This window comes from Rhodococcus sp. H-CA8f, from assembly GCF_002501585.1.
GTDB lineage: Bacteria > Actinomycetota > Actinomycetes > Mycobacteriales > Mycobacteriaceae > Rhodococcus_F > Rhodococcus_F erythropolis.
The window spans coordinates 3,557,633-3,581,024 of sequence record NZ_CP023720.1; the positions used below are offsets into that span (position 1 = coordinate 3,557,633).

The window sequence follows — 23,392 nt, forward strand, 5'->3', positions numbered from 1 at the left end:
GCCGGAAGGGTGATCAGGCTCTCACACCTGTAAACCGCTGTGCGGCTCCATGATCGCGCGGCGAGGACAGCAGGTGTCGGCCCCCGCCTTGACACGTGCTTCTTCCGACAGGCGAGATGATCGCTGGGGTGGGAGGATTACCGCAACGAGCCAACTCTCTGGCGAGTGACAACGGAGGTAGACATGAAGGTCCCGGCGTTCCACTCGACGGTTCCTTCGGATCTCGACGTCTATCACGACAACGAAAGCTGCATCTTGGCCGCGCGCATCGCAGTACCCCATCGTGCCCCCGGGGTCGACGGCCGACCGTGGTGCACTGCCTGCGCGTCTTTGGACTGACGAGCGACCACCAGCTCACTCACACCCATGTCGCCGATTCGGGGACAACTCCATGGGCCAGAGCGTTCGCATCGATGACAGCGCGGAGCCACGCGGTCAGACCGGCCTCGACCGTCTCGTAGAACAGCGCGTCGTAGAACTCGGAGAATCCCGGATCGGCCACGTACATCCGCCCCAGACACACCTGCATCGAATGTGTGCAGTCGAAGTAGACCCCGATCGACGCTCGGTGGCGTTCTGCCAGCGAATTCGCCTCGGCGCTTCCCGGTTCGACACCCGCGCGGCACGCCAACGCCAGATCTTCGTTGAGCGTCTCGACGCAGTCGGTGATCTTCTGCCAATCCTCAGCGGTCCTACCCGCCGACCGTTCCGCGTGCTGCGCCCACTGCGCACTGTCACCCCAACGCTCGTGCGCCTCCGGCCCCCATGACGGCTGCCAGTGTCGGCCGAAGATCGACACCTGCTCGTCTGCCGGCAACAGCACACCGGACTTCCTGGCATCGATGATGCGATCCAAGGACTCGCCCCGTTGCTCCAAGTCGGCAATCCGTTGTCGCAACTCGGCGCGCTGCCCGCGCAGTGTTTCATCCACGTGGGCTGCCGGCGATTCGAGCAATATCCCGATCTCGTCGAGCGACAAGCCCACGTCGCGGTAGACAAGTACGCGACCAATTCGGCCGAGGTCGGCGTCGGTGTACAGCCGGTAGCCACCGTCACTGCGCCCGGACGGGCACACCAAACCGATTGCGTCCCAATGATGAAGGGTACGTACAGTTATGCCCAGCCGAGATGCGGCAGCACCGACGGTAAGAGCATTGTCTGCCTCGTCGCCGAAGAGTTGATCCGTCACGGCATCCAGTTTGACAGACGCGGCGCGCGAGACCACCGCGTCAGACTTCTGTTCAGTCGTCGGGTCCGTCAATTCCCATACCTCGCAGATGCTCGGCCTCGGCACTGTTCGGGTCGTACGGACGAGCGGCCGTCATGATCACACGCGCGTTCTCCGGTGTCACGATCTCCAACTCCAGTGAATTCCACGGCTTCAGGTCTGGACCGCTGGTGCATCCGGGCCGCAATTCCTCACACGCCTTTGCTATCTGGTCGATCTGACTCAGCACACACGCAAAGCTCACGCTGATGGACGGTGGTGAATCTGCTCGCTCGCCGGGCACGAGCAGAACGTCTTGAAATGCCCAGCGCCGCAGATGCGTCAGTCGATCAGGCACCGAAAAGAAGTCGAAGAAACCGAGCCCGCGGATCCAGAAGTCTGCCGATTCGGCCAGATCCGAAGTCGGAACAGACACGAACATCGGCATACCGTAGAGACCTCGGAACTGTTCCGGAGGCACGGCATCGGTCGTAGGGACAGGGACGGGGCTGATGTCGAATGCAGGGTAGGTGTCGGTCATGAAGTCATCGTGAGCCCTCACGCTACGTCAGGGTCAAATCGTGTGAACTCCGATCAGAAAACACAGTGACCGGAAAACACAGTGATCAGAAATCGAGAAGCACCGAGCCCGCAATCCTCATAGGTTTGTCAAAACGACGCTCACGCCGACAAACTGGAGGTAGCCGACCATGGCACAGACGGATCCAACACCGAGAGATCCCATCGGGAATCACAGCGAACCGAAGTCTGGCGGTCCCGGCGCACTGTCACGGTGGATGCAGCGGAACGCGAACGCCCGCACGAATCGCAAGATTCGGCGCGGGAAAGGCACGTTCATGGGAATGGAAGTCCTCATCCTGCACACGGTAGGCCGACGCAGCGGGCAACCCCGAGAGACTCCGCTGATGCACCTGTCCGACGGCAGGGGCGGTCTGTTGATCGTGGCTTCGGGCGGCGGCGGTCGAAACCCGGACTGGCACTCGAATGTGGTGGCGCATCCCGATCGAGTGTCTATCGAGATGCCCGGCCGAAATGCCGTACCAGTCACAGCTCACGAACTCGAAGGCGACGATCGCGAGCAAGCGTGGCACCAAGTGGCCACCGCCCAGCCCCGAATCGCCAAGTACCAGAGCAAGTCCGATCGCAAGTACCCGCTGATTCGGCTCACCGTGATGTGAGTGGTGGTGTGAGCCGAATCAGATTGCGCGATTACACCTCGCCGGCGAATACACCGCCGTCTGCGAATACACGTTGGGCAAAGCGTTCGCCGATGAGACGATGCGTTGCAGCGTCCGGATGGAGCTGATCGGGAAGCGGCAACTCTTCGTTCTCCGCGGCACCGTAGAGATCACACCCGTCGACGTAATGCAGATTGGGATCATCGACTGACCGCTGGGTTACGATGCGCGCCAACTCTTCCCGAATCGAGCGCAGCGTCAGCTTCCCGGATGCCCGCTCGGCGGGATCTCCGGTGGCAACGAATCGCATTTCGCCTCTGGCAAGAGCGTCGAAGTCGAAGGCACCAGGCCCCGGTGTGTCCTCGTGGATCGGGCAATAGACGGGCGAAACGACCAACAGCGGAGCCACTGGATGACCGTCGCGAACCGTGTCGAGGAAGCCGTGCATTGCAGATGTGAAGGCCCGTAGGCGCATCACGTCTGCGTTGACCAGATTGATGCCCATCTTGATGCTGATCAGGTCAGCAGAAGTGTCGCGCATCGCGCGGGCGGTGTACTGGTCCAGCAGAGCACTGCCACTGAACCCGAGGTTGATCAGATCCACGCCGCCGACGGAGGCTGCAAGAGCAGGCCAAGTGCCGGAGGGACTTTCAGCGCCGGATCCTTGACTGATCGAGCTTCCGTGATGGAGCCACACGCGGCGCTTCGTATCAACCGCGAGTTCGAGTGGCGCGTCGGTTCGCAATGCGACAAGTTCGGTGGTCTCGTTGTGTGGCAACCAGATCTCGACGGTCTTGGATCGCGCGGGCAGCTCCGCGAAACGGATGATACTGACAGGTCCGGACTGCCTCTGAGCGGTACCGGTAGCCATGTCGATCGTCACCGTATTGCCGCCCGTAGCGCTTGCTTGCCCGGCCAGTTCGCCGTCGACGAGCAGGTCGTACACCCCTTGCGGCCTCGGCGGAGCGCCGGTGTAGATCATTTTCGTGGGCAGAGTATCGAGTTCGATGCTCGTGGCGCTGGTTCGGAATACTAGCCGCACTCCGGACGGTTGTGATTGCGCCATTGCCATCTGCCCGTCAGCGAATTGCGTGCGAGCCGTGGCAGGTAGGCGGTGCGTCAGCACACCGCGTTCGGTCCGTTCGATTTCGAGGGCTCCGCGCACGATGTCCTCGGAAATTTCGGTAGTAATCCAGCTGCTCTGGCTGTGCATTTCATTCACCTGAAAATCGTTTACGGAAGTTTGCTACTGCTGATAGTAATTTGCCTATATTCTTTAGGCAACTGGTTTACCCTCCCAACGAACAGGACCGATTGACATGCCTCGCGCAGGACTCACAGCCGACCGCCTCGCGATGGCGGGCGCGGAATTGGCCGACGAGGTCGGCTTCGAGCACGTGACCGTATCGGCAGTCGCCAGGCAGTTCGACGTCAAAGTCGCAAGCCTGTACTCCCACGTGAAGAGTTCGAACGACCTCAAAACCAGAATCGCGTTGCTCGCTTTGGAGGAGATGGCAGACCAGGCTGCCGACGCCGTGGCCGGTCGGTCCGGCCGCGACGCTTTGACCGCCTTCGCGAACGTCTATCGCGACTACGCGAAGGCACACCCCGGCAGGTACGCCGCGTCACAGATGCGCCTCACCCCGGAGGATGCAGCAGCGAGCGCGGGCTTCAGACACTCGCAGATGATGCGATCGATTCTGCGCGGATACAACCTCACCGACCTCGACCAGACTCACGCAGTTCGGTTGCTAGGCAGCGTTTTCCATGGATATGCCAGCCTGGAGTTAGGTGGATCGTTCAGCCACAGTGCGCCGGACAGCGCCGAAAGCTGGTCCAGGATCCTCGAGGCTCTCGATTCGATGCTGACCAATTGGCCCGCTCCGCAGAATCGATTTTCGGTCGAAGCAAACACCTCCATCAGCGAGGCGTAGCGTCCTGCGTTTCCTTCTCCCCAGGCAATCGTCGAGGTTCGGGAGCGCTGCGGACGAGCAAGATCGGCGTAACAAGTAGCAGTACACCGGAAATGACGATTGCAGCGTGTGTGCCAGTGAACACCGCCATTACACCCCACCCTGCGGTCAACAGCGCAATGACGGCTTTGTTGGTCACTGACCAGGCCGTCAGAACGCGGGCAACACGATCAGTCGCAACCCTTTCGAGTCGGTAGGTCGCGAAGATCGGATTGAAAACTCCCATGCAGGCGATCAAGAGGAATTCAACTGCGATGACAACCACGAGTCCGCCGACACCTGGGGCGACGAACACAAGTCCAACTGGCCAGCAGGCTCGCAGGACACCGGAGACGGTCATAACTCTGCGTCGCCCGTAACGCGCGACTAGCCGCGGAGCCAACCGAGCGCCGATCAAGCCACCGAGGCATGGAAGGCCGAATGCAAGGCCGTACTGCCAAGGCGAAAACCCGAGTTCGCCCACGAGCAGAACAACCAGTAGTGGTTCGGTCGCCATTATGAGGGCGTTGACCAACACCGTGTTGAAAAAGAGTGGCCGCAGTTCGGAGTCAGCGAGGATGAATCTCCAACCGTCGAACATCGCCTTCAGATTCGGCGTCGGCTCGTCGCGCCGATCGGGGCGAACCTCCTGTCCTCGGATGGCATACAACCCGACTGCCGAGACCAGGAATGAACCGGCGTTGGCGATCACCGTGACAACCGGACCCAACATTCCGATTGCTCCACCACCCAACGGCGGACCAACTGCGGTGGCGGCCCAAGTCGTGGATTCGAACCGCCCGTTGGCGACCAGAAGTTGCGATGGTTTCAGCAGGTGCTTGAGATAGGCGCCGCTCGCTGCCACGAATGCGATATCGGCTGCCGCAACAACGATCGAGACCAACAGCAGCAGCGTGAATGTCAACCAACCCATGACAAATGCCACCGGGACGCAAATCAGTACACAAAACCGCACAAGGTCCGTCGTGATCATCACTGGCCGCTTGCGGAGGAATTCGACTTTCCCGCCGAGAGGTACTGCAATCACGGCACCGACTGCCAGCCCGGCGGCCGCGAGCATGGACACCTGGAAGGTGCTGACATCGAGAACCTGGATCGCGATGAGGGGTAGAGCACCGAATCCCACCCAGGTGCCGACAGTGCTGGAGACGTACGCGAACCACAACCACCCGAATTCTCGACCAAGTCGCGCGTTTTGAGCTTCCACGTCCACCCCCTGTGACCACCGATATTCGACAACGAGGATCGAATCACAGCTGTGTGACCTGTAGCAATCAACTGCGAGGCGTCCGTGCCACAACCATCGGTGGTGTACATACGATCGGGAGATGGACTTCGACACCGTGCGAACTTTTGTCGTGGCAGCCGATCTCGGGCAGTTTCAAGCAGCAGCAGACGAGCTGTCGATCAGCCAGCAGGCAGCATCCAAGCGGATCATCGCGCTGGAGCGAGAATTGGATGTCCGACTGTTCAATCGCACGCCGAGGGGCGCACAGATCACGATCGACGGGCAGGCGCTTTTGCCCCATGCACGCGAATTCCTTCGAGTCCACGAGCGAGCCGTCGCCTCTGTGCATCCGGGCCGGCGCGCACTGCGGGTCGATGTCCTCAACCGTCGGATCGCGCCCGCCGTTCTGATCCAGGACTTCTACCGCGCCAACCCTGGAATCGACCTCGACGTCGTCACTCTGTCTACCTCGAACGCTGTCGCCGCGATCGCTGCCGTCAGATCCGGCGAGATCGACGCGACCATCCGCGCGGTGATGAAGACGAGCGGTGAAGTACCTGACGGCATCAGAATTACCGGCCTACTCGAGGATCCGCTCCAAGTCTTAGTCGGACCTTCGCACCCCTTCGCCGGCTCACCGTCCGTCACCCCGACTCAACTCGCCGATCACCGGATCTGGATTCCCGGCATCGTCCCAGGCACCGAGTGGTCCGAGTACTACGAGCAACTCTCGTCCACATTCGGTCTCACGATTGATGCGATCGGCCCAAACTTCGGAACCGAGGCACTCCTCGACGCAATCGCCGAATCTACCGAGTTGGCAACACTTGTCGGCCAAGGAGATCGATACCTCTGGCCCGCCGGTTACGACTTGCGACGCATTCCGCTCCGCAACCCAACGCCCGTCTACCCACACTCGCTGATCTGGCGCGAGGACAATGCGCATCCGGTGCTCGGCATTCTTCTCGCCTATCTCGAGAGTCAGCACGAAGCCCGTCGGACAACCGACTCATGGATGCCGACGCCTGCTGCCTCACACTGACCGTTGGGCCTCATCGACGGATTGCGCAAAGGCAGCAAAGACTCGATCGATGTTCTTTCGGTGCTTCCCCCAATCGAGGAACTGCGTACTGAGCGCCGAACTACTCGTGACCGCAACCGCGGACCCACCTGGCGCCGGACGCACCTCGAGCACGACGTGCTCACCCCAGCTCGACAAGCTGATCTTCGAGCTTGACTGCAGTGCTGTTGGACCGATCTGCCTCACGTTGCCGAAGATGGCCGTCAAAGTGTTGTGCCCCAACGCGAAAGCCGACTCGGCCGGAAGGCGAAAGGTATAGATCTGTGTCCGGGAGAGTGCCACGCGCTCAGTGTAAATCACCGCCAGTCCCGCCCAGGCGACGCCTCGTGGGCCAAATTCCAGGTGGAGCGACTCACGTACGCGACAAACTTGCCTATTCAGCACGGTGCAAAGCGCCCCGGAGGAGGCGTTCTCACGCTACCCTCATCTCCGAATTGGACGTTTGTCTAGAAAGGTCACCGGATGCGCGCGCTGTTGCTTGCCACCCTTGCAATCCTGGCTATCCAGATTGCAGCCCCGGCGGCAAACGCTTCACCTCCGGATCCGGGCTGGACTCTCCCCCAACTGACCGTCGCAGATCGAACGATCAAGGACGTCGACGGACGAACGGTGTTGCTCCGCGGCGTGAACGCCAACGGTCTCAATGACTACGCAACCAACGGCACCGGTCTACCCACCGTTACGCCGCTGGGAAGAACGGACTTCGCGCAGATGGCCGCGCTGGGCTTCAACGTCGTCCGACTCAACGTCGCGTGGTCCCTCCTCGAACCGACCCGCGGTGCATTCGACACTGCGTATGTCGACCGGATTCGAGGCGCAGTCCAGAACGCGAAAGATCACGGCATTTACACCGTTCTCGACATGCATCAGGACGCATGGGGCCCGTACGTCGGCACCCCGAGCGACCAGTCGTGCCCGTCTTTCATGGAGCCGGGAGTCGGCTGGGACGGCGCACCGGAGTGGGCAACCCTGACCGGCGGATGGACGACCTGCAACATCGGTGGACTCCGGGAAGCCGCACCGGCGATCGCCCATGCCTTCCAGGCGTTTTACGACGACGAGCAAGGAATCCAGAGTCGCCTCGTGGCTACGTGGGCGCGGTTGGCCGCCGAGTTCAAAGACGAACCGGCGGTGGCCGGATACGACCTGTTGAACGAACCGAATCCCGGCCTGCGCGATCCATTCACCGCCGCTGATCAGATCGGGCAGTTCTACAAGCGGGCCACCGACGCCATCAGACAGGCCGAATCAGGCGGATTTCCGCACCTCGTGTTCTTCGAGCCCAGCGCGATCTGGTCGGCATTCGGCTTCGACGCGCTGCCCCCACGCCAGTACCTGACCGATCCTCTGGTGGTCTTCTCGCCACATCTCTACAGCGAATCGATAACAGTCAGTAGCGAATTCCCCGGAATCGAAGACGGGTTCAAGATCGCCGACCGCGCTGCCGCCTGGTACGACGCCCCGTTGTGGACGGGTGAATGGGGTTGGTTCGGGGATGCCGGCGAGCAGGGAGCAGACGTCGACCGCTTCGTCGACGCCACCGACAAGTACCGGATGGGCGGCGCGTGGTGGTCGTGGACACAAGCGTGCGGTGACCCCCACCCGGTTCGGGACGGCAATACCCACAAGCCGCAAGGAAATTTGAATCGCATCGACTGCCCTTCCGGCGAATCACTCGGGCTCGTAGAGGGATTTGCCGGGCCTCTCTCGCGTGCTTATCCGCGAGCAGCGCCCGGCACACTGACGGAGTTGTCGCGCAACGGGTTTACCGGGACCGGTACCGGACAGGTCGAAGCCTGGTACCCCGGCACCGACCGGCCACAGCTCGAGACCACGAATCTCTCCGACGTCCGACTGTCCCCGATAGAGGGCGGCTGGCAACTGATCGGCCACGCCGATGGCGACTACGCGGTGAACTTGGCCTGATAGGACACCCACCTCGGCGGTCCGCGTTCACACCACGTGAAAGAGGGCTTATCAGAAGATTCCGCCGATTCCTTTGCCGATCAGAACAACTCCGACGACCAAGATCAACACGCTCATCACCGTGGTGTTGTTGTCTTGGAGCCAGACCTTGAGCTTGGCCAACGGCTCGCGCAGACGATCAGCAGCCACCAGGTATCCGATGACCGGGATCGCGACCGTTGAACTGGCGATGATCGTGAAGACAAGGACAGAGGCGATCACTCCACTGGTCGCCAGCGACGCCGAGCCGATCGACACTCCCGCCGCGATGCACATCAGCAGATTCTTCGGGTTGATCGCGGCGAGCGCGAATCCTAGGCCCAACCCCTTGACCGCGGTCATCTCGTCGATGGCTTGCATCCACTTCGGTGTTTCGTGTTCGCCGCTGCGCCCTCGCCACTGCTTGACCCCGACCGCCAACAGGAGGACACCGAGAGCGAGTTTGATCCACGATACCGTGGCAGACGGTCCATTGCCCGAGGCGCTGAGGGCACTGGACAGGATGACAAAAAGAACTGTGGCAATGAAGATTCCGAGCAGCCAACCCAACGCGAACCCGATGCTGGTGCTACCCGCGCGCTTGGAGAGCAACATCAAGATCGTGGCGATTACGGCTACCGGAGACACGGCGATACCGACAGCTATGGGGAGGAGATCTCCGATAACGGAACCCATGTCAAAACTCGTTTCTCATCGGGACGCAGTCGATACCGCTGCGCGCCAATGCTGACACTCTGTGCGCCTACATCGTTCGTGCCTCATTCGAAAGGGATGAGCGCCCGAACGCCGGACCTCCGTCTCGCCCCGTCAATTCGTCTGTGCTTGTTGGAATGCAGCGGCAACACCACCGACGTCTCCCCCGACTTGGAACACGCCCCTAGGCAGGTCGGGAAACACTGCATCGCTGACGGCGACGACAAACAGAAGTCGGCGATCGTCCGGGGTGATCATGTAACCCGACAACGCTTGAAGAGTGACTATCAACCTGCCGGTGTCAGATTCGACGTCGGCGGATGTTCCCGTCTTACCGATGACCTTCCCCTTTGCCGGACTGTCGGTTCCCACGCCCGACAACGAGCCTCGCTCACCGAGTACGGGTTGACCTGCCCAGAACGTATCGGCCCATGGCTGCTGGTCCACCCAGTCGAGCCACTGGAGGACGGCTGCGGGCGTCGATTGTGACGGGTCTCCGCCCTGACCGTCCATGACCACCAGGTCGGATGCTGCAATACCAGCCTTCTCGGCGAGTGCCCGCACGGTGGGCAGACCGTCGCTGCACGACGACGATCCTGTCGCTACTGCCAACAGACACAAGAAAGTGTTCGCGCCCGTGTTGTAGCTTGTCGCGAGAATCATCCCTCCCGACTCCGAAATTGGTGCCGATTGCAGGCTCGCAACCTGTCGACTTCCTGAATATGTCCGATCGACAGGCAGGGCAGCCGTGCTGTTCGTACGAGATACCGATGCAACCTCGATTCCATTGCGTCGCAGTGCTTCTACGAACAGCTGACGCGCCCACGTCGGCGCGTCGGTAATGCGATAGACAGTCAGTGATGTCTTTCCAGCCGGTACCGACCCGGTTACGTTGATCTGGGTGGGATCGGACGGATCGGCCGCAACCTTCAGAGTCGAGTCGCTACCTTCCTCACCCGTGGTGACCTGAGCATCGACGCGGAACAGGCCGTTGCCGGGAAGCATGTCGATGGTGGCGGGCTCACCTACCGCACCCGGACTCGCCTGGATATCGACGAGGTTGTCGTTGACGAAAATCGACGGGACCAGGCCTTCGACTGTCGAGTATGTGTCCCACAGACGAGGGTCCACCAGAACGTCGCCGTTTACCCGAGTGATGCCGGCGTCGGCTACTTGTCGTGCGAGATCGTTCAGGCCTGCCAGCGGATCACCGGGCGCGAGAACGGCTCCTGGCAGGGCATCGGCGTAGACGTGGTCGATGCCGTCGGTGGCGAAATCGAATCGGCCTTGTGCGGCGTTGCGCCCACCGAGCGCGAGGTCACCGGAGCCGACCAGCACCAGATCACCGGTAAGGGTGCCCTCGACAGGGAGAGAAGTGGCATAGACGGGGGTGGTGACAGTGTGGTCTACACCAAGGGTGTCGTAGGCGGTGCCGACGGTGAAATGTTTGGTCTGGGAAGCCAAAAACATCGAGCTATCAGCATTGTTGCTGTAAATCACCTCGTCGGTGGCGGGGTCGACCAAGAGATAGGACCACCGAGCCATGGCGTACGGATCGGTGGCCATGATGCGGGCTGCCTCCTCTGGAACCTGTTGCGCCGGAGCCGATGCGGAATCGGAATTCGACGGCTTCGCCGAACATGCGGTGAGGACTACTCCGACGCTGATCAACGCAGCGACGGCGCGAACTGATGTGGTGTGCGGCATGGACGCTCCTGAGGATGCATGACTGATTTGTCGTAATTTACTGCAAAGTGCAGCATGCAGAGTGCAGTATCGCTTAAAGTCCCTCTATGAACCCTTTTGGGAAGTCGACGTCCTTTCACAACGTCAAGACCCGCAAAGTGGCTGTGGCCTGCGTCGCTACGGCATTGCTGCTCTCAGCCTGTTCGTCCGCAACCGATCCCGAGTCCCCCTCATCGTCCCCGCCGACCTCCGCCGGGTCTGCGGACAGCGCCGTCTTGTCTTTCGACAGCGCCGCAATGGATTCCGTCGTCTCCGAGAAGGCAGAAGAGTTCCGTGAGATCGCAATGGTGGTCATGGTCACGACGCCGACGCAGAAGTACGTCAACACATGGGGTTCGGTCAAGGAAGGCGTGAACGAGCCTCCCACTCTGGACACCAAGGTTCGCGTGGGCTCGAACACCAAGACCTGGACCGGTACGGCCATCCTGCAGTTGGTCGACGAAGGCAAGGTTGCGGTAACCGATCCGGTCAGCAAGTTCCGCCCCGATGTCCCCAACGGCGACAACATCACCATCGGCGACCTGCTCGACATGCGTAGCGGCCTGTACAACTACACCGAAACCCTCGAACTCAACCGGGCGCTCGACGAGCAACCGGAGCGAGTGTGGACACCCGAGGAACTGCTGGCAATGGGGCTGAGCCAGCCGCCGTATTTCGCGCCCGACACCGGTTATCACTACTCCAACACCAATACCGTTCTCCTCGGCTTGATCGCCGAGCAGTTGGACGGCAAGCCGATTCAGCAGATCTTCGCGGACCGATTCTTCGGGCCACTCGCACTGGCAGGGACATCGTTTCCTGCGAACACCGACACCAGCATCCCGACTCCGTTTGCAGACGGCTACACCTACAGTGGCAACGTCGAAACGCTCGGCGAAGGCAAAGAGGCCCTCCCACAATCTCGCCTCGACGCGATCGCCGCAGGCACCGAAAAACCGACCAACACCACTAGGCACAATCCCTCGTGGACATGGTCTGCAGGTCAGGGAATTTCGACTGCAAACGACATGGCGACATGGGTCAAAGCTCTGGGAACCAGTTCGCTCCTGAGTCCCGCCACACAAGAGTTGCGTTTGAACAGTGTGCAACCCACAGATGGCGAAGGATCCGCAGGATACGGATACGGTATCGCTCAAATGGGTCCGATGTACGGCCACATCGGCGAACTGCCCGGCTACAACTCGTTCATGGGGTACGACCCGGTCAACGACGTGACCTTGGTGGTGTGGGGAAATCTGGCACCCACGGCCGATGGTTTCGCCCCGGCCTCTGCCGTCGCTGCAGCGCTCGTCCCCTTCATCTACGGCAAGCCCGCTCAGGACACATCCGACGACATCGCCGACACCGAGGATGCAAACGGTGAAGGGAAGTAGCACTTGTAAGCTCGGATGTAACCGCGGAACGAAGGGAGCCATGTGGCTCAGCGTGATCTCACACCTACCTCGTACATGATCCTGGGACTGCTGACGGTCAAGGACTGGTCGGCATACGAGATCGCCGAACAGGTCGGACGCGGGGTCGCCGAGTTGTGGCCCAGCGCCGACCGACAGCGATACAACGCCCCCAAGATCCTGCTTGAACGCGGTCTGGTCACGGCGAGCACGGTAACGAAAGGCACTCAGCGCTCGCGCACGGTCTACTCCATCACCGACGAAGGTCGCACAGCGCTGAGTGACTGGCTCGCCACCCAGGCCACACCCCCCGCCTTGCAGTTCGAAGGCATGATCCGCGTGATCTTCGCCAACCAAGGCACGATTGCCGACCTGCGGACCAACCTGACCACCATGCGCGAACAGGCAACTCGGTCCCGAAGTCTGTTCGTCTCACACGCACAACGGATTTCGGCCCCCGAAGCCGGCACACTCCCCCAGCAGAATCATCTGATGGCACTGGCCAACCGGTTCATGATCGGCCACTTCAACCACATCGCAGAATGGGCCGACTGGGCGCTGGAAGAAACTGCTGACTGGCCCGACACAGTGCAACCGGCAACAACCCACCGAAAGCGCACCGTCTCCACCCTCGCTCACTCGATAGAAGACGGAAGTAGCTAGATCCCCCTCGAAAGCCATCGGACGTCGGTCCGACACCTTCTCGAAACCAGTTCGATCAGCGATCTGGAAGAGAACAGTCCGACGGACGCGCACCGCGGGCGACGATCAGAGAAGCGGGACCCGCAAAGTCCGGTGACGAACGAGAATTCCAAGTGCACGGCGGGGAAGGATGTCGACAGCCGGCGGAGGCAGCACTGGACGACATTGAATCTGGAGTAATTTCTCCTCGAAGTGGTTAGTTCACGGGTAGACGGCGATCTCGATAAGGTTTACGTCGGGGTCGCGACAATAGTGCGAGACCATCTCGCCGAGGGCACCCAGATTGGTCACGGGCCCGTCGAGCACCTCGACCCCACAGTTCTCCAGGTGCTCACGGACAGTTCCGGGTGACGCAAGAGTGATGAAGCACAAATCCTCGGAACCTGCTGCCTCGACGGCGCCGGCGGTCCAGGCCGGGTCTTGCTCCGCCGATCCGAGAGTCCTCGGATTGATCTTCTGATCTCCGAACTTCAGTGCAGTGCGTGCCGTGGGGCCGAATATCTCGATCGTCATTCCGAGTACCTTCGCGTACCACTGGGCGGTGGCGTCGACGTCACCCCGCCACCGATTGAAACGCGAAACGGCACCGAATCGCCGGACAAGCGACTAGCGTCGAATCGTATGACTGCACTCAACGCTTTTGCACGTACCGGTGCCGCGGTCTTTGCGGCCCTTGCGATCTCCGGCGTGATGATGCCGGGTACCGCGGCAGCGGCGCCGAGCACGGTTCCGTTCCAGGTCGACCCTTACGTCCCGCTCGTCGACTTGCCCACTCCCCACCTTGCAGCGATCGTCGGCGAAGAACCGGGCGTCGCCGTGCTGAACGTGCAACGCGCACCCGGAGACGGAAACCCCCACTCCGCGGTCGTCCACTGGCTCAGTCTCGGCACCGGAGCGTACGGATCCGCATCATTTCCGACACTGGATGCACAACCCGTCACCATTCGTCCGGGCTCGGGTCAGGTCGTCGCATACGTCGATCCCCAGGCGATCGGAACACCGGGCCTCGGAACCTTTTTCGTGCCCTGACACCTGCGTATCCTCCAGACCGTGGTCCCTGCTCTGACAGGGCCTGTCACGTCGACAGCATCCGGGTCGCGATCCGCAATGCCGAGTCTTCCGCGGCATCCAATGCCCGTGATTGCTCTGACGTGATGTTGTCACACAGCCAATCCCAGTGCATCGTCACCAAGGCGCCCTGGACTGGCGTCGGTGCGAGTGAGCGGCCGTCAACGCTCCATCGCACTCGCTGCGTCACCGGCGTGCCGCGTACGAGTTGCTCACCGTCGAACTCGAGCGGGGACGAAACCACCAACGCGTGCTCCTCACTCACGTCCTCGACCACTCCCCATCTGATCCGGCAGTTCTGGAGGACGGACAGTGGGACCGCACCGCGCTTCCGAAGAAGCTTGACCCACGGATACACCAGAAATACGTGAAAACTGTGGTGCGCGAGCGCGCGGTCCCGATCCCCGAGGGCAGGGAGAAACCCGGTGTTCTCGCGTTCACCGAATGCTGCTCTCAAGTGCTGCAACAACGCCCCCGAATCAAGCGAGTCGAGGAGATCACCTCCTACCCAATAGGCTTCGATCACTCGTGGATCGAGAGGATCGTCGATGCCCGCACTTGCGGCCAATGCCTCGAGGTACGGCCACGCACCGTCGAATTGACGAGCGCGATCACGGTCGCCGCTGCCCGAGTTGCCGCTGGCCAGACGAAGCAGCACTGAAGGATCGTCGGGTCCGCAGTAACCCAACTCGTTCGGCGGATACGCGTAGCGGGCAAACAATGCCGGCCCGTTCATACCGACGGCAGTCATCAGCAGATCCGCGGAAGTTGTTCACCTGCCGGCAAATCCACTACCCGATTGCCTCCCAATGCCGTACGCGCCACCACCATTCCGCGATGTTCGGCCACGCACTCCCCGATCACGGCAGCTCCCGCACTCAGCGGATTACCGCGCATCGCTTCCAGAATTCGGTCGGAGTCTTCTCGCGGAACGAAGGCGATCAACTTACCCTCGTTGGCGACGTACAAAGGATCCAAACCGAGTAGCCCACAGGCGTCGCGCACGTCAGCGGGAATCGGCAGATCTCGTTCCACCAGCGCAACACCGATGTTCGACGCTTGAGCGATCTCGTTGAGGGTGGCGGCAACTCCGCCCCGGGTAGGGTCGCGCAAGACATGGATGTCGACGCCGGTGGCAATCATGTCGGCGACCACGCCGTTGAGCGACGCGCAATCACTGCGCACCTCGGTCCCGAATTCGAGACCTTCGCGACAACTCATCACGGCCACCCCGTGAACACCGATGTCGCCGCTGACGATCACGACGTCACCCACTTGTGCGCGAGTGGGGTTGATGTCCACCCCGTCGGCGACAATCCCGATTCCCGCGGTGTTGATGAAGACTCCGTCGCCGTGACCGGCATCGACAACTTTGGTGTCACCCGTCACCAGTCGAACGCCGGCAACGTGCGCAGCCCGCCCGAGCGCCTTCGCGATCCCCGCGATGTCGGTCAACGCGGTCCCTTCTTCGAGGATGAATGCCGTCGACATCACCAAAGGTTGTGCTCCCGCCATCGCCAGGTCGTTCACCGTTCCGTTGACCGCAAGATCGCCGATCGTTCCGCCGGGAAACACCATGGGTTTCACGACGTACGAGTCCGTCGAGAAGGCGAGCCGCACCCCGCCGATGTCGAATACAGCCGAGTCGCCGAGCTCGGCATCGGCAGCGCTTCCGAACGAGGGCAGGAACAGATGCTCGATGAGCTCGGCGGACATCGCTCCCCCACCGCCGTGTCCCATGACGATGTTCGGCGAATCACGCAGCGGCAGTGGGCACACCCATGCCGACAGGTCCACGACAGCGGTCTCCTCAGCCGGCATGACCCGCCTCCTGCAGTTCCAGGCGTCGGTACAGGTAGTACGCAGCGCACGCCCCCTCGGACGACACCATCGTGGCACCGAGTGGATTCCGCGGAGTGCATTCCTTCCCGAAGGCACTGCACTCGTGTGGCTTGATCAAGCCTTGCAATACTTCACCGGACCGGCAGACACTCGACTCGTCGGTGTGGATATCGGTCACCGAAAAACGTTCTTCCGCATCAAAATACGCATACTTCGGCGCCAGCTGCCAACCACTGTCCGGGATCGATCCGATGCCGCGCCACGTCCGGTCCGACACCGCGAACACATCCTCGAGCATCGCTTTCGCTGCGGTGTTGCCCTCCGCCGTGACAGCACGGGCGTAGGCATTTTCGACCTCGTGTCGACCCGATTCCAACTGCAGCACAGTCTTTCTGATGCCCTCCAGGAGATCCAGCGGCTCGAATCCGGTGACGACGATCGGGACCTTGTACTTCTCGGCGAGGGCCGGGTACTCCGACGTTCCCATCACACTGCACACATGCCCGGCCGCCAGAAATGCCTGCACGCGGCACTCTGGCGAGTCCATTATCGCGGCCATTGCCGGCGGGACCAGAACGTGCGAGACGAGCAGCGAGAAGTTCTTGATACCCAGGCGATTGGCCTGATAGACGGTCATGGCGTTGGCCGGCGCTGTGGTCTCGAATCCGATCCCGAAGAACACCACTTGCCGGTCCGGATTCTCCTTGGCAATAGTCAGTGCATCCAACGGTGAGTACACCACGCGAACGTCGCCGCCGGCGCTCTTGATCCGGAACAGATCCGACGAACTCCCCGGAACTCGCAACATGTCCCCGAATGAACAGAAAATGACATCGGGCTTTGCCGCGATTTCGAGAGCTTTGTCGATGATCTCGAGCGGCGTGACGCAGACCGGGCAACCAGGTCCGTGAATCATCTCGATCTGCTCTGGGAGTAGTTGATCGATGCCGTGCCTGATGATCGAATGTGTCTGACCACCACACACTTCCATGATCGCCCATCGGCGCGTGGCCAGCGCGCGGATCTGATCCAGCAGTTTGCCGGCCAGTTCCGGATCGGAGAACTCGTCCAGATACTTCATGATTCCGTCTCCTTCGGTTCGATCCCGGCGGCCCGGGCAGCCCTGGCGAACCCGTCACCGAATTCCTCTTCGAGTACGCCGAGGTGTTCGAATTCCGCCAGCGTGCTGCGTGCGGATTCCTCGTCGAGTCGTTGGATCGCGAATCCGACGTGCACCACGACGTACTCGCCGACTCGGGCGCCCGGAATGTATTCGAGGCACACTTCTTTTCGGACGCCACCGAAGTTCACCACCGACATCGTCGTTCCGTCGCGTTCCTCCAAGGACTCGATACGTCCTGGTACGGCTAGGCACATGGCACAACTCCTGACCTCATGACGAACTCCCGACCAGCACTTGGCCGTAGGCGAGACCACCGTCGTTCGGTGGTAACTGCAGTCCTGTCAACGGCGTGAATCCGGCTTCTCCGAGCAGGGCACACGCCCGGACGAGCAGGAGAGGGTTCTGAAACACGCCTCCGGTGAGAACTACCTCGTCCACTCCCGCCAGTTCCCGGCCACGGATTGCCCACTCGAGTACGAGGTGCGCGACGGATTCGTGGAAGCGCGCGCCGATCACGTCGGCGGGCACCTTCGCCCGGAGATCACGGACAACGGCCCGAATGACCGACCGTGGATCAGCTGTCCACGAATCATCGTCCGACTGCACCCAGTCGAAGGTGTACCGCGACGGGGCGCAGTCGACTCCCCTCGAAATGCCCTCCAGTTCGATGGCGGCCTGCGCTTCGTAGTCGACGCTCTGACGAACCCCGGTCAGCGAGGAGACTGCATCGAACAACCGCCCCATGCTCGAGGTGTCCACACACCCGAAACCGGTTGCCAACTGGTGAAGTAGGACCGACTGCTCTCGTGGCGGACAGGCTGCCACCGGCGCCAGGTCGGATTCCCAGTCCAACCCGGCATGCCAGAGGTGGGCGAGCGCCATTCGGTACGGTCGTTCCACTCCGGCATCGCCCCCTGGCAGCGGTACGTATCCCAGATGCGCGAGACGGCGATAACCCTTGTACGTCGCCAGCAGCAATTCCCCTCCCCACACTGCGCCGTCCGCCCCGTAACCGGTGCCGTCGAACGCTATTCCGAGAACCGGTTCGCTCCCGTCCCGGCCGTTCTCCCCCATCACGGAAGCCACATGTGCGTGGTGATGCCCGACGACGCGCACCGGTCGGTCGCCACTACGACTGCGAGCCCACGAGGACGAGCGATACCGAGGATGCTCGTCACAGGCAATCTGGTGCGGCACTACTCCGGTGATCGACTCGAAGTGACTCTCCGAGGCAGCAAAACTGTCGATGACAGCGAGGTCGCCCATGTCTCCGATGTGCTGACTCGGCCAGACATACGCACCCTCGGCAAGACAGAAGGTGTTCTTCAGATCCGCCCCGACCGCCAAGGTGGGCGGTAGATCGAACGGCGCCGCAACGGGCAGCGGTGCATATCCGCGCGAGCGACGAAGCAACTGTCGTCCACTGCCGAATATTCGCATCACCGAGTCGTCACACGGCATCAAGATCGGACGGTTGTGGGTCAACACCCCGTCGGCCAGGTCACCCACCCGTTCGAGATCGTCGTCGGAGTACAGAATTGGCTCGCCACCGATGTTCGCCGACGTCATCACCAACGCCGCGGGGCCCGCAGCGTCTCCCGCCAACCCGAGAAGAAGATGCTGAATCGGGTTGTAGGCCAACATGATTCCGATGTCCGGAATGCCTGGGGCAATCGAGGGAGACAGCGTGTATCCAGACGCTTTGGCAACCAGCACTATGGGACGCTCGCGCGAGGACATGGCATCAGCCTCGGCATCCCCGACCACACCCAGCGCTCTGGCTTCTCTCACATCGCGCACCATCACCGCCAACGGCTTGCTCGGTCGATGCTTGCGTTCACGCAAATCGTGAACCACGCGATCATCACGCGCATCGCAGGCCAAGTGGAATCCTCCAATTCCCTTGACAGCAAGAATCTTCCCGTCTCGTAGCAGCGATCGGGCTCGTAGCAGTGCACCCTCGCCGGTCACCGCGGGCGCGTCGCCTTCCACGAACGAAAGCGTTGGACCGCACTCCGGGCAGGCAATCGGTTGCGCGTGAAACCGGCGGTCGGAGGGATCCACGTACTCTGCCGCACAATTCGCGCACAACGGGAACCGCTTCATCGTCGTAGCGGCCCGGTCGTAGGGCATGGACTCGATGATCGTGAATCGTGGACCACAATTGGTGCAGGTGATGAAGGGATGACGATATCGCCGATCGCTCGGATCAGTCAGCTCCCGCAGGCAGTCGTCGCAGATCCCGACGTCGGCCGGCGCCAAGGTTCGCCCGACCGCCCCCGCATCCGTCTCGATGATGCAAAACCCCTGACGACCTAGCGGCGGCGAGTCCTCGCGCTCTATCGACTCCACTCGCGCCAGCGGTGGGGGGCGGTTTCGCACCCGAGCGACAAATGCATCGATTGCCTCTCCGTCGCCTTCGATGTCGATCACGACCCCGAGAGCAGAATTTCCCACCGAACCCGACAGTCCCAGTTCGGTCGCAGTCGCGTGAACGAACGGCCGGAATCCCACACCCTGGACTACGCCACGAACGATGACACGACTGGCGATCATCATGTCCCGACCTCGCCGGTACGAGTATCGAATTCGTCGATCTCACCGTCTTGACCACGGCCCATCAGTTCGAGGCCGGCCCGAGCGCGCTGTGCTCCCTGTTCGTCGACCTTCTCGACTGCAAAGCCCATGTGGATCACCACCCAGTCACCTGCCGTGACGGTGCCTTCGTCGAGCATTCCGATGTTGACCTTGCGCGGTGCACCTTCCACGTCGACGAGGGCGAGTTGACCGCCGTATCCGTCCAGTAGTTCGCGTACCCGTCCCGGAATCCCCAGACACATGACTCACACCTCCGGCCCCAAAGTGGTGGCATCACAATCCACGTCGATCGACCGGACGAGTGCCATCACCGCAGAGGCGGCTTGCCCTACCGAATCACGCATCTCTGCACTCAATCCGATTCCGTCGCCGACCGATTTCGCGTGTGCCCCCACCACGAACGTCCGCGGGAGTGCTCCGCCGAGGGCCTGCAGGCTGGCAAACACCGAACTCGGATGCATCGAGTGTGCGTCGAAACCTCCTTGCGAGCCTTCACTTTCGGGATCCACTTCGATGATCGCAAGCTTCCCCGGAACTCCGGTTACCGGTAATGCGTCGATCAGCACCAGCGCGTCCCACGACTCCAACAAGTCGTATGCCAGATGCACACTACGAATCCCGTAGTCGACCAGGCGAACCCCCGTCGGGAGATTCTCATGCTGCAACGCTCGAACAACTTCGGGGCCGAATCCGTCGTCTTCGAGAAATATGTTTCCGACGCCTGCAATCAGCACGCGCACAGTGCTTTACATCTTTCGCATTCGCAGATAGCGCTGGATGTCCGGCATCGACACCACCAGAACGATCGCGGCTGCGATCGCGGTGGCGCCGAGAAGTGCCGTCGACAGCAATCCCATGCTCCTCATGGCGGGTTCTCCTCTCGATAGCAGTGAAGTCCGAAAGCTGTGAAGTCCGATAGCTGTGAAGTCCGACAGCGTGAAGTACGTCAACTCGCGCCGTCTCGCGGCACCGGCTCTATCTCGTCCGGCGCGAAATACAGGTAGCGGCCGTACCAGTTGTGCAGATCGGCGGCCGGGTCGTCCAAGAGCGTCACCCCAACATGAATGTCGCCGTCCACGTCTTCATGAATGGTGGCGACGTGGGCGATCCGGCCGTCGAAGAACAGGTCCTGAGCATCAGCGCGACGTGAGGGGTGAAGCCGAACCGTACTTCCACCACAGACGCGGACGCCGTTGATCAATACTGCGTCGGTGCGTGGTTGAACACTGGTGTCGGCTTCCGGCGTCCACCAGTCCACGCCGTCAGGCACCTCGGGTATCAGATCAGAACCGGCAATCGAATCTCGCAGCACGCCGTGCAGGCCGGCTAGATCGTCGGCCGTCAAGCTCTCACATCGATCGATGATGTCGGCAGCTTTCGAGTCGGTAGCCCGCGCCCGCGCCTTTTCCTCTTCGGTCATGGCGAGAATTCTCAGGGTGAGAATTTCGTCGATCTCCGTCGAGTCGAACAGGGATCCTTCGCTCTGCGGCGCAATCTCGGGAAAGTCGTACAGGATGATCGGTGACACCAGAACGGTGTGCGATGTACCGGGGTGAGTCGGATCCTCGGTCCCCGCAAGCACGGGATAACAGCGATTTTGCCGCAGCGGCTCCGAGTGATCTGGTTCGTCGAACAACGACACGAACCTTGAGCCTGCGCAGGTCAAAATGACGTGAGTGCCGAGCATCGACTGCGCCGTGGCCGTGCCCTTGTCCCTCATGTCGACGCTCGTGTCGTTCATGATGCTCACGGAGATCACCCTGCGTCTGTCCCCTGCGGAGGCGTTCAATTCCAAGCGGCCAGTCACCGGAAGCCGTGTCCGAACGACCCGTCCGACTACCCGGCCCCGAGAATCCGCCAGAGTCTCTCCGTCGACAACTCCCGCCGCACAGAAGGATTCTTCGACGCCGGCCTCGAGTTCGTCCAGACCCCACGGACCCAAGACGATCTCGGATTCGGTGGCTTCGTCCCACGAGATCGCCTCGTGCCCGTCGACTACCAACCGATCCACCGGAATCCACGCGCCGCCGGCGCCGAGTCGTTCAACCGTCCGCGACTGGTGGTGCAAAAATCTCACCGTCGCCGTTACTTCGGCGCCGTTCCGCTCGGGTTCGCCGAGCAGACATTGGGCGGACATCGACGGTTCCTCGCCGACTCCGTCACCGGCGGCGCCGGGCGGTCCGAGAACCCCGAACTGCCAACGGGATTGATTCTTCGCCGAGCCGGCCCGGTAAGGATAGAGAAGATATCCCTCGTACAGGACAGCGTCGGCCACGGCCCGAACGTCGTGATCCATCTCAGTTCGGGTCATCGGGGCACCTCGCTCGCCGTCAGCAACTGCCGCACGGCTGATTCGAGGTCCGTGAGGCCGTGCGCTGCCTTGAATCGCACGAGATCGGCAATCGTCTCATGGTCGAGGCGTACCCACCCAGAGGCCGGATAATGCGTGGCCATCAGCTGTTTCCACACGTCGACCGGCAATTCGTAGGCAGCAGATCTGTCCCACGGGATCTGCTGTACCGAGAAACCGCGCTGCCCGTCGGTGAATACGGTTCCGCTCAGTAGAACCACGATCGGAATCGTTCCGTCACGGAGTGCGTGCATGTACTTCGACGCCGTCACCGAGAAGTCGTACGTACACGCCATGGGTAAGGCCGCGACCGTTGTTTCCGTGAATCCCTGAACGACCGCGGAACACTCCATCCACAAGAAGGTTCGCAGCGTACTCGACCAACGCTCCCGCGGACCGAACAAATCGCGCAGGGCGTCGCCTTCCTCGTCGGAGTACGGCCGGCGGTGCGGTTCGATTCGAACCTGTGCGCGTAGAGCGACTGCTCGGACGGTCGCGCCGGTAGTCTCCGACATCCTCAATCTCACCGTCAGATTTGGTGTAACCGCATACGGTTCCACCTCCACGTTGTCGACCGAGAAGTCGAGGACGGTCATGCCGACCTGCTTCGCGCCTCGACGCGCCCGAAGAACTCGTCCACCGCGCGTGCGGCATTCTGGCCACCGTCGAATCCGCGCCACACGGTGCGCAGCCTGCCCACCAGTTCGTAGCAGGCGTCGATGGGAACAACGAAGCATCTCGGCGATTGTCCTGACGTGGGCACCGAGACAATCAACGCCTCGACGTCGGCCCGCATCTGCGAGAGCCCCGGATTCTCCGCGAGCACAGTCTCGAACGAGTCGATGGGCAGCTCGGATTCGGTAGCTCCGGCAGGTCCCGGATAGAAGACTATGTACTTGTCGAGGAGTGAGTTCCGAAAGAAGAATGCCAGTCCGACGGGGATTTCCAGGGACTCCCACCGGCCAGGGCCGAGGTCGAAGTCCGGAAATTCGAGATACCGATCGGGAACCGCCTTGTATCGAAGATCCGCGTCGACCGGCGCAAAGAGCAGATAGCAGGGACGGCACACGCACATCAGGCTCCGGACCTGTACGTCCACGACGTGTTGGTGTTCGTCACCTATGCCCGCCGCGCACATCTCACACAGCGGCCCGGTCGGAACGGCGCGCGTCGAGGCGATTCGCGTGAGTACCTCTCCCACAGTGGTTTTCATGACCAGGCTTCGT

Annotated in this window: 25 protein-coding genes and 1 pseudogene; 8 read left to right on the forward strand and 18 right to left on the reverse strand. The window is 61.6% G+C overall.

Going from position 1 to position 23,392, the window contains the following annotated elements; genetic code table 11:
• The first annotated feature begins 165 nt into the window (after positions 1 to 165).
• The gene (locus CPI83_RS30735; RefSeq protein ID WP_153211278.1) at positions 166 to 339 is read left to right on the forward strand and encodes a hypothetical protein; all 174 of its coding nucleotides are present in this window, start codon (positions 166 to 168) and stop codon (positions 337 to 339) included.
• 19 nt (positions 340 to 358) lie between these two features.
• Here the strand turns inward: CPI83_RS30735 and CPI83_RS16495 are convergent, their stop codons facing one another.
• Entirely contained in the window at positions 359 to 1,189 is an 831-nt protein-coding gene (locus tag CPI83_RS16495) for a MerR family transcriptional regulator (protein ID WP_232816762.1), read from the reverse strand.
• 52 nt (positions 1,190 to 1,241) lie between these two features.
• Entirely contained in the window at positions 1,242 to 1,748 is a 507-nt protein-coding gene (locus CPI83_RS16500) for a glyoxalase/bleomycin resistance/dioxygenase family protein (RefSeq protein ID WP_029255207.1), read from the reverse strand.
• Between the two features lie 169 nt (positions 1,749 to 1,917).
• Between CPI83_RS16500 and CPI83_RS16505 the strand changes: the two genes are divergently transcribed.
• Positions 1,918 to 2,406: a nitroreductase family deazaflavin-dependent oxidoreductase gene (locus tag CPI83_RS16505; protein WP_020969431.1), complete on the forward strand. Its 489-nt coding sequence runs from the start codon at positions 1,918 to 1,920 to the stop codon at positions 2,404 to 2,406.
• A gap of 31 nt (positions 2,407 to 2,437) precedes the next feature.
• Here CPI83_RS16505 and CPI83_RS16510 read toward each other — a convergent pair whose 3' ends face one another.
• Positions 2,438 to 3,619, reverse strand: coding sequence for a GDSL-type esterase/lipase family protein (locus tag CPI83_RS16510; protein WP_097387440.1), 1,182 nt, complete (start codon positions 3,617 to 3,619; stop codon positions 2,438 to 2,440).
• 106 nt (positions 3,620 to 3,725) lie between these two features.
• On the opposite strand from CPI83_RS16510, the gene CPI83_RS16515 reads away from it, so the two are divergent.
• Entirely contained in the window at positions 3,726 to 4,340 is a 615-nt protein-coding gene (locus CPI83_RS16515) for a TetR-like C-terminal domain-containing protein (protein ID WP_080910497.1), read from the forward strand.
• Here the strand turns inward: CPI83_RS16515 and CPI83_RS16520 are convergent.
• Positions 4,327 to 5,586, reverse strand: a complete 1,260-nt coding sequence (locus tag CPI83_RS16520) for an MFS transporter (protein WP_097388197.1) — start codon at positions 5,584 to 5,586, stop codon at positions 4,327 to 4,329. The two genes, CPI83_RS16515 and CPI83_RS16520, sit on opposite strands and share 14 nt — an antisense overlap.
• 121 nt (positions 5,587 to 5,707) lie before the next feature.
• Between CPI83_RS16520 and CPI83_RS16525 the strand changes: the two genes are divergently transcribed.
• Entirely contained in the window at positions 5,708 to 6,649 is a 942-nt protein-coding gene (locus CPI83_RS16525; protein ID WP_097387441.1) for a LysR family transcriptional regulator, read from the forward strand.
• Here CPI83_RS16525 and CPI83_RS16530 read toward each other — a convergent pair.
• A complete protein-coding gene (locus CPI83_RS16530; RefSeq protein WP_133053431.1) occupies positions 6,641 to 6,970 on the reverse strand; it encodes a hypothetical protein in 330 nt (109 codons plus the stop codon). The two genes, CPI83_RS16525 and CPI83_RS16530, sit on opposite strands and share 9 nt — an antisense overlap.
• A gap of 180 nt (positions 6,971 to 7,150) precedes the next feature.
• On the opposite strand from CPI83_RS16530, the gene CPI83_RS16535 reads away from it, so the two are divergent.
• Positions 7,151 to 8,614 carry a cellulase family glycosylhydrolase gene (locus CPI83_RS16535; protein WP_097387442.1) on the forward strand — a complete coding sequence of 488 codons (1,464 nt, stop codon included), beginning with the start codon at positions 7,151 to 7,153 and terminating at the stop codon, positions 8,612 to 8,614.
• A gap of 51 nt (positions 8,615 to 8,665) precedes the next feature.
• On the opposite strand, the gene CPI83_RS16540 is transcribed toward CPI83_RS16535, so the two are convergent.
• Complete coding sequence (locus CPI83_RS16540; protein WP_097387443.1) at positions 8,666 to 9,328, reverse strand: GAP family protein; 663 nt, start codon at positions 9,326 to 9,328, stop codon at positions 8,666 to 8,668.
• 132 nt (positions 9,329 to 9,460) lie between these two features.
• A complete protein-coding gene (locus CPI83_RS16545) occupies positions 9,461 to 11,053 on the reverse strand; it encodes a D-alanyl-D-alanine carboxypeptidase (RefSeq protein ID WP_097387444.1) in 1,593 nt (530 codons plus the stop codon).
• 86 nt (positions 11,054 to 11,139) lie between these two features.
• Between CPI83_RS16545 and CPI83_RS16550 the strand changes: the two genes are divergently transcribed.
• A complete protein-coding gene (locus tag CPI83_RS16550) occupies positions 11,140 to 12,465 on the forward strand; it encodes a serine hydrolase domain-containing protein (RefSeq protein WP_097387445.1) in 1,326 nt (441 codons plus the stop codon).
• A gap of 42 nt (positions 12,466 to 12,507) precedes the next feature.
• Entirely contained in the window at positions 12,508 to 13,146 is a 639-nt protein-coding gene (locus tag CPI83_RS16555; protein ID WP_046378434.1) for a PadR family transcriptional regulator, read from the forward strand.
• Between the two features lie 240 nt (positions 13,147 to 13,386).
• Here CPI83_RS16555 and CPI83_RS16560 read toward each other — a convergent pair.
• Positions 13,387 to 13,746 (reverse strand): annotated as a pseudogene (locus CPI83_RS16560) (VOC family protein); the annotation flags it as partial.
• 60 nt (positions 13,747 to 13,806) lie between these two features.
• Between CPI83_RS16560 and CPI83_RS16565 the strand changes: the two are divergent.
• Positions 13,807 to 14,214 carry a hypothetical protein gene (locus CPI83_RS16565; protein ID WP_097387447.1) on the forward strand — a complete coding sequence of 136 codons (408 nt, stop codon included), beginning with the start codon at positions 13,807 to 13,809 and terminating at the stop codon, positions 14,212 to 14,214.
• Between the two features lie 46 nt (positions 14,215 to 14,260).
• Here CPI83_RS16565 and CPI83_RS16570 read toward each other — a convergent pair whose 3' ends face one another.
• The 10 genes from CPI83_RS16570 to CPI83_RS16615 all read right to left on the reverse strand — a co-directional run bounded on the left by CPI83_RS16570 (position 14,261) and on the right by CPI83_RS16615 (position 23,379).
• Complete coding sequence (locus CPI83_RS16570) at positions 14,261 to 15,004, reverse strand: DUF6390 family protein (RefSeq protein ID WP_020969421.1); 744 nt, start codon at positions 15,002 to 15,004, stop codon at positions 14,261 to 14,263.
• Positions 15,004 to 16,074, reverse strand: a complete 1,071-nt coding sequence (gene hypE / locus CPI83_RS16575) for a hydrogenase expression/formation protein HypE (protein ID WP_020969420.1) — start codon at positions 16,072 to 16,074, stop codon at positions 15,004 to 15,006. The genes CPI83_RS16570 and hypE overlap by 1 nt, the downstream gene beginning before the upstream one ends.
• Entirely contained in the window at positions 16,064 to 17,176 is a 1,113-nt protein-coding gene (gene hypD, locus CPI83_RS16580; protein ID WP_020969419.1) for a hydrogenase formation protein HypD, read from the reverse strand. The genes hypE and hypD overlap by 11 nt, the downstream gene beginning before the upstream one ends.
• Positions 17,173 to 17,472: a HypC/HybG/HupF family hydrogenase formation chaperone gene (locus tag CPI83_RS16585; RefSeq protein WP_020907459.1), complete on the reverse strand. Its 300-nt coding sequence runs from the start codon at positions 17,470 to 17,472 to the stop codon at positions 17,173 to 17,175. Before CPI83_RS16585 ends, hypD begins: the two co-directional genes overlap by 4 nt.
• Positions 17,473 to 17,488: 16 nt before the next feature.
• Positions 17,489 to 19,777: a carbamoyltransferase HypF gene (gene hypF / locus CPI83_RS16590; protein ID WP_097387448.1), complete on the reverse strand. Its 2,289-nt coding sequence runs from the start codon at positions 19,775 to 19,777 to the stop codon at positions 17,489 to 17,491.
• Complete coding sequence (locus CPI83_RS16595) at positions 19,774 to 20,058, reverse strand: HypC/HybG/HupF family hydrogenase formation chaperone (protein ID WP_097387449.1); 285 nt, start codon at positions 20,056 to 20,058, stop codon at positions 19,774 to 19,776. The genes hypF and CPI83_RS16595 overlap by 4 nt, the downstream gene beginning before the upstream one ends.
• 3 nt (positions 20,059 to 20,061) lie before the next feature.
• Positions 20,062 to 20,556: a hydrogenase maturation protease gene (locus CPI83_RS16600; protein ID WP_097387450.1), complete on the reverse strand. Its 495-nt coding sequence runs from the start codon at positions 20,554 to 20,556 to the stop codon at positions 20,062 to 20,064.
• Positions 20,557 to 20,762: 206 nt separating this feature from the next.
• Positions 20,763 to 22,127: a hypothetical protein gene (locus CPI83_RS16605; protein WP_097387451.1), complete on the reverse strand. Its 1,365-nt coding sequence runs from the start codon at positions 22,125 to 22,127 to the stop codon at positions 20,763 to 20,765.
• A complete protein-coding gene (locus CPI83_RS16610) occupies positions 22,124 to 22,762 on the reverse strand; it encodes a DUF6084 family protein (RefSeq protein WP_019748083.1) in 639 nt (212 codons plus the stop codon). The genes CPI83_RS16605 and CPI83_RS16610 overlap by 4 nt, the downstream gene beginning before the upstream one ends.
• Entirely contained in the window at positions 22,759 to 23,379 is a 621-nt protein-coding gene (locus CPI83_RS16615) for a DUF5947 family protein (protein WP_198586306.1), read from the reverse strand. The genes CPI83_RS16610 and CPI83_RS16615 overlap by 4 nt, the downstream gene beginning before the upstream one ends.
• Positions 23,380 to 23,392 lie beyond the last annotated feature (13 nt).

What these genes read in the sequence shown, in the direction of transcription:
- CPI83_RS16500 (WP_029255207.1), bottom strand. Translation starts at nt 1,748, where the DNA reads ATGACCGACACCTACCCTGCATTCGACATCAGCCCCGTCCCTGTCCCT.
- CPI83_RS16505 (WP_020969431.1), top strand. Translation starts at nt 1,918, where the DNA reads ATGGCACAGACGGATCCAACACCGAGAGATCCCATCGGGAATCACAGC.
- CPI83_RS16510 (WP_097387440.1), bottom strand. Translation starts at nt 3,619, where the DNA reads ATGCACAGCCAGAGCAGCTGGATTACTACCGAAATTTCCGAGGACATC.
- CPI83_RS16515 (WP_080910497.1), top strand. Translation starts at nt 3,726, where the DNA reads ATGCCTCGCGCAGGACTCACAGCCGACCGCCTCGCGATGGCGGGCGCG.
- CPI83_RS16525 (WP_097387441.1), top strand. Translation starts at nt 5,708, where the DNA reads ATGGACTTCGACACCGTGCGAACTTTTGTCGTGGCAGCCGATCTCGGG.
- CPI83_RS16535 (WP_097387442.1), top strand. Translation starts at nt 7,151, where the DNA reads ATGCGCGCGCTGTTGCTTGCCACCCTTGCAATCCTGGCTATCCAGATT.
- CPI83_RS16540 (WP_097387443.1), bottom strand. Translation starts at nt 9,328, where the DNA reads ATGGGTTCCGTTATCGGAGATCTCCTCCCCATAGCTGTCGGTATCGCC.
- CPI83_RS16545 (WP_097387444.1), bottom strand. Translation starts at nt 11,053, where the DNA reads ATGCCGCACACCACATCAGTTCGCGCCGTCGCTGCGTTGATCAGCGTC.
- CPI83_RS16550 (WP_097387445.1), top strand. Translation starts at nt 11,140, where the DNA reads ATGAACCCTTTTGGGAAGTCGACGTCCTTTCACAACGTCAAGACCCGC.
- CPI83_RS16565 (WP_097387447.1), top strand. Translation starts at nt 13,807, where the DNA reads ATGACTGCACTCAACGCTTTTGCACGTACCGGTGCCGCGGTCTTTGCG.
- CPI83_RS16570 (WP_020969421.1), bottom strand. Translation starts at nt 15,004, where the DNA reads ATGACTGCCGTCGGTATGAACGGGCCGGCATTGTTTGCCCGCTACGCG.
- hypE (WP_020969420.1), bottom strand. Translation starts at nt 16,074, where the DNA reads ATGCCGGCTGAGGAGACCGCTGTCGTGGACCTGTCGGCATGGGTGTGC.
- hypD (WP_020969419.1), bottom strand. Translation starts at nt 17,176, where the DNA reads ATGAAGTATCTGGACGAGTTCTCCGATCCGGAACTGGCCGGCAAACTG.
- CPI83_RS16585 (WP_020907459.1), bottom strand. Translation starts at nt 17,472, where the DNA reads ATGTGCCTAGCCGTACCAGGACGTATCGAGTCCTTGGAGGAACGCGAC.
- hypF (WP_097387448.1), bottom strand. Translation starts at nt 19,777, where the DNA reads ATGATGATCGCCAGTCGTGTCATCGTTCGTGGCGTAGTCCAGGGTGTG.
- CPI83_RS16595 (WP_097387449.1), bottom strand. Translation starts at nt 20,058, where the DNA reads ATGTGTCTGGGGATTCCGGGACGGGTACGCGAACTACTGGACGGATAC.
- CPI83_RS16605 (WP_097387451.1), bottom strand. Translation starts at nt 22,127, where the DNA reads ATGACCCGAACTGAGATGGATCACGACGTTCGGGCCGTGGCCGACGCT.
- CPI83_RS16610 (WP_019748083.1), bottom strand. Translation starts at nt 22,762, where the DNA reads ATGACCGTCCTCGACTTCTCGGTCGACAACGTGGAGGTGGAACCGTAT.
- CPI83_RS16615 (WP_198586306.1), bottom strand. Translation starts at nt 23,379, where the DNA reads ATGAAAACCACTGTGGGAGAGGTACTCACGCGAATCGCCTCGACGCGC.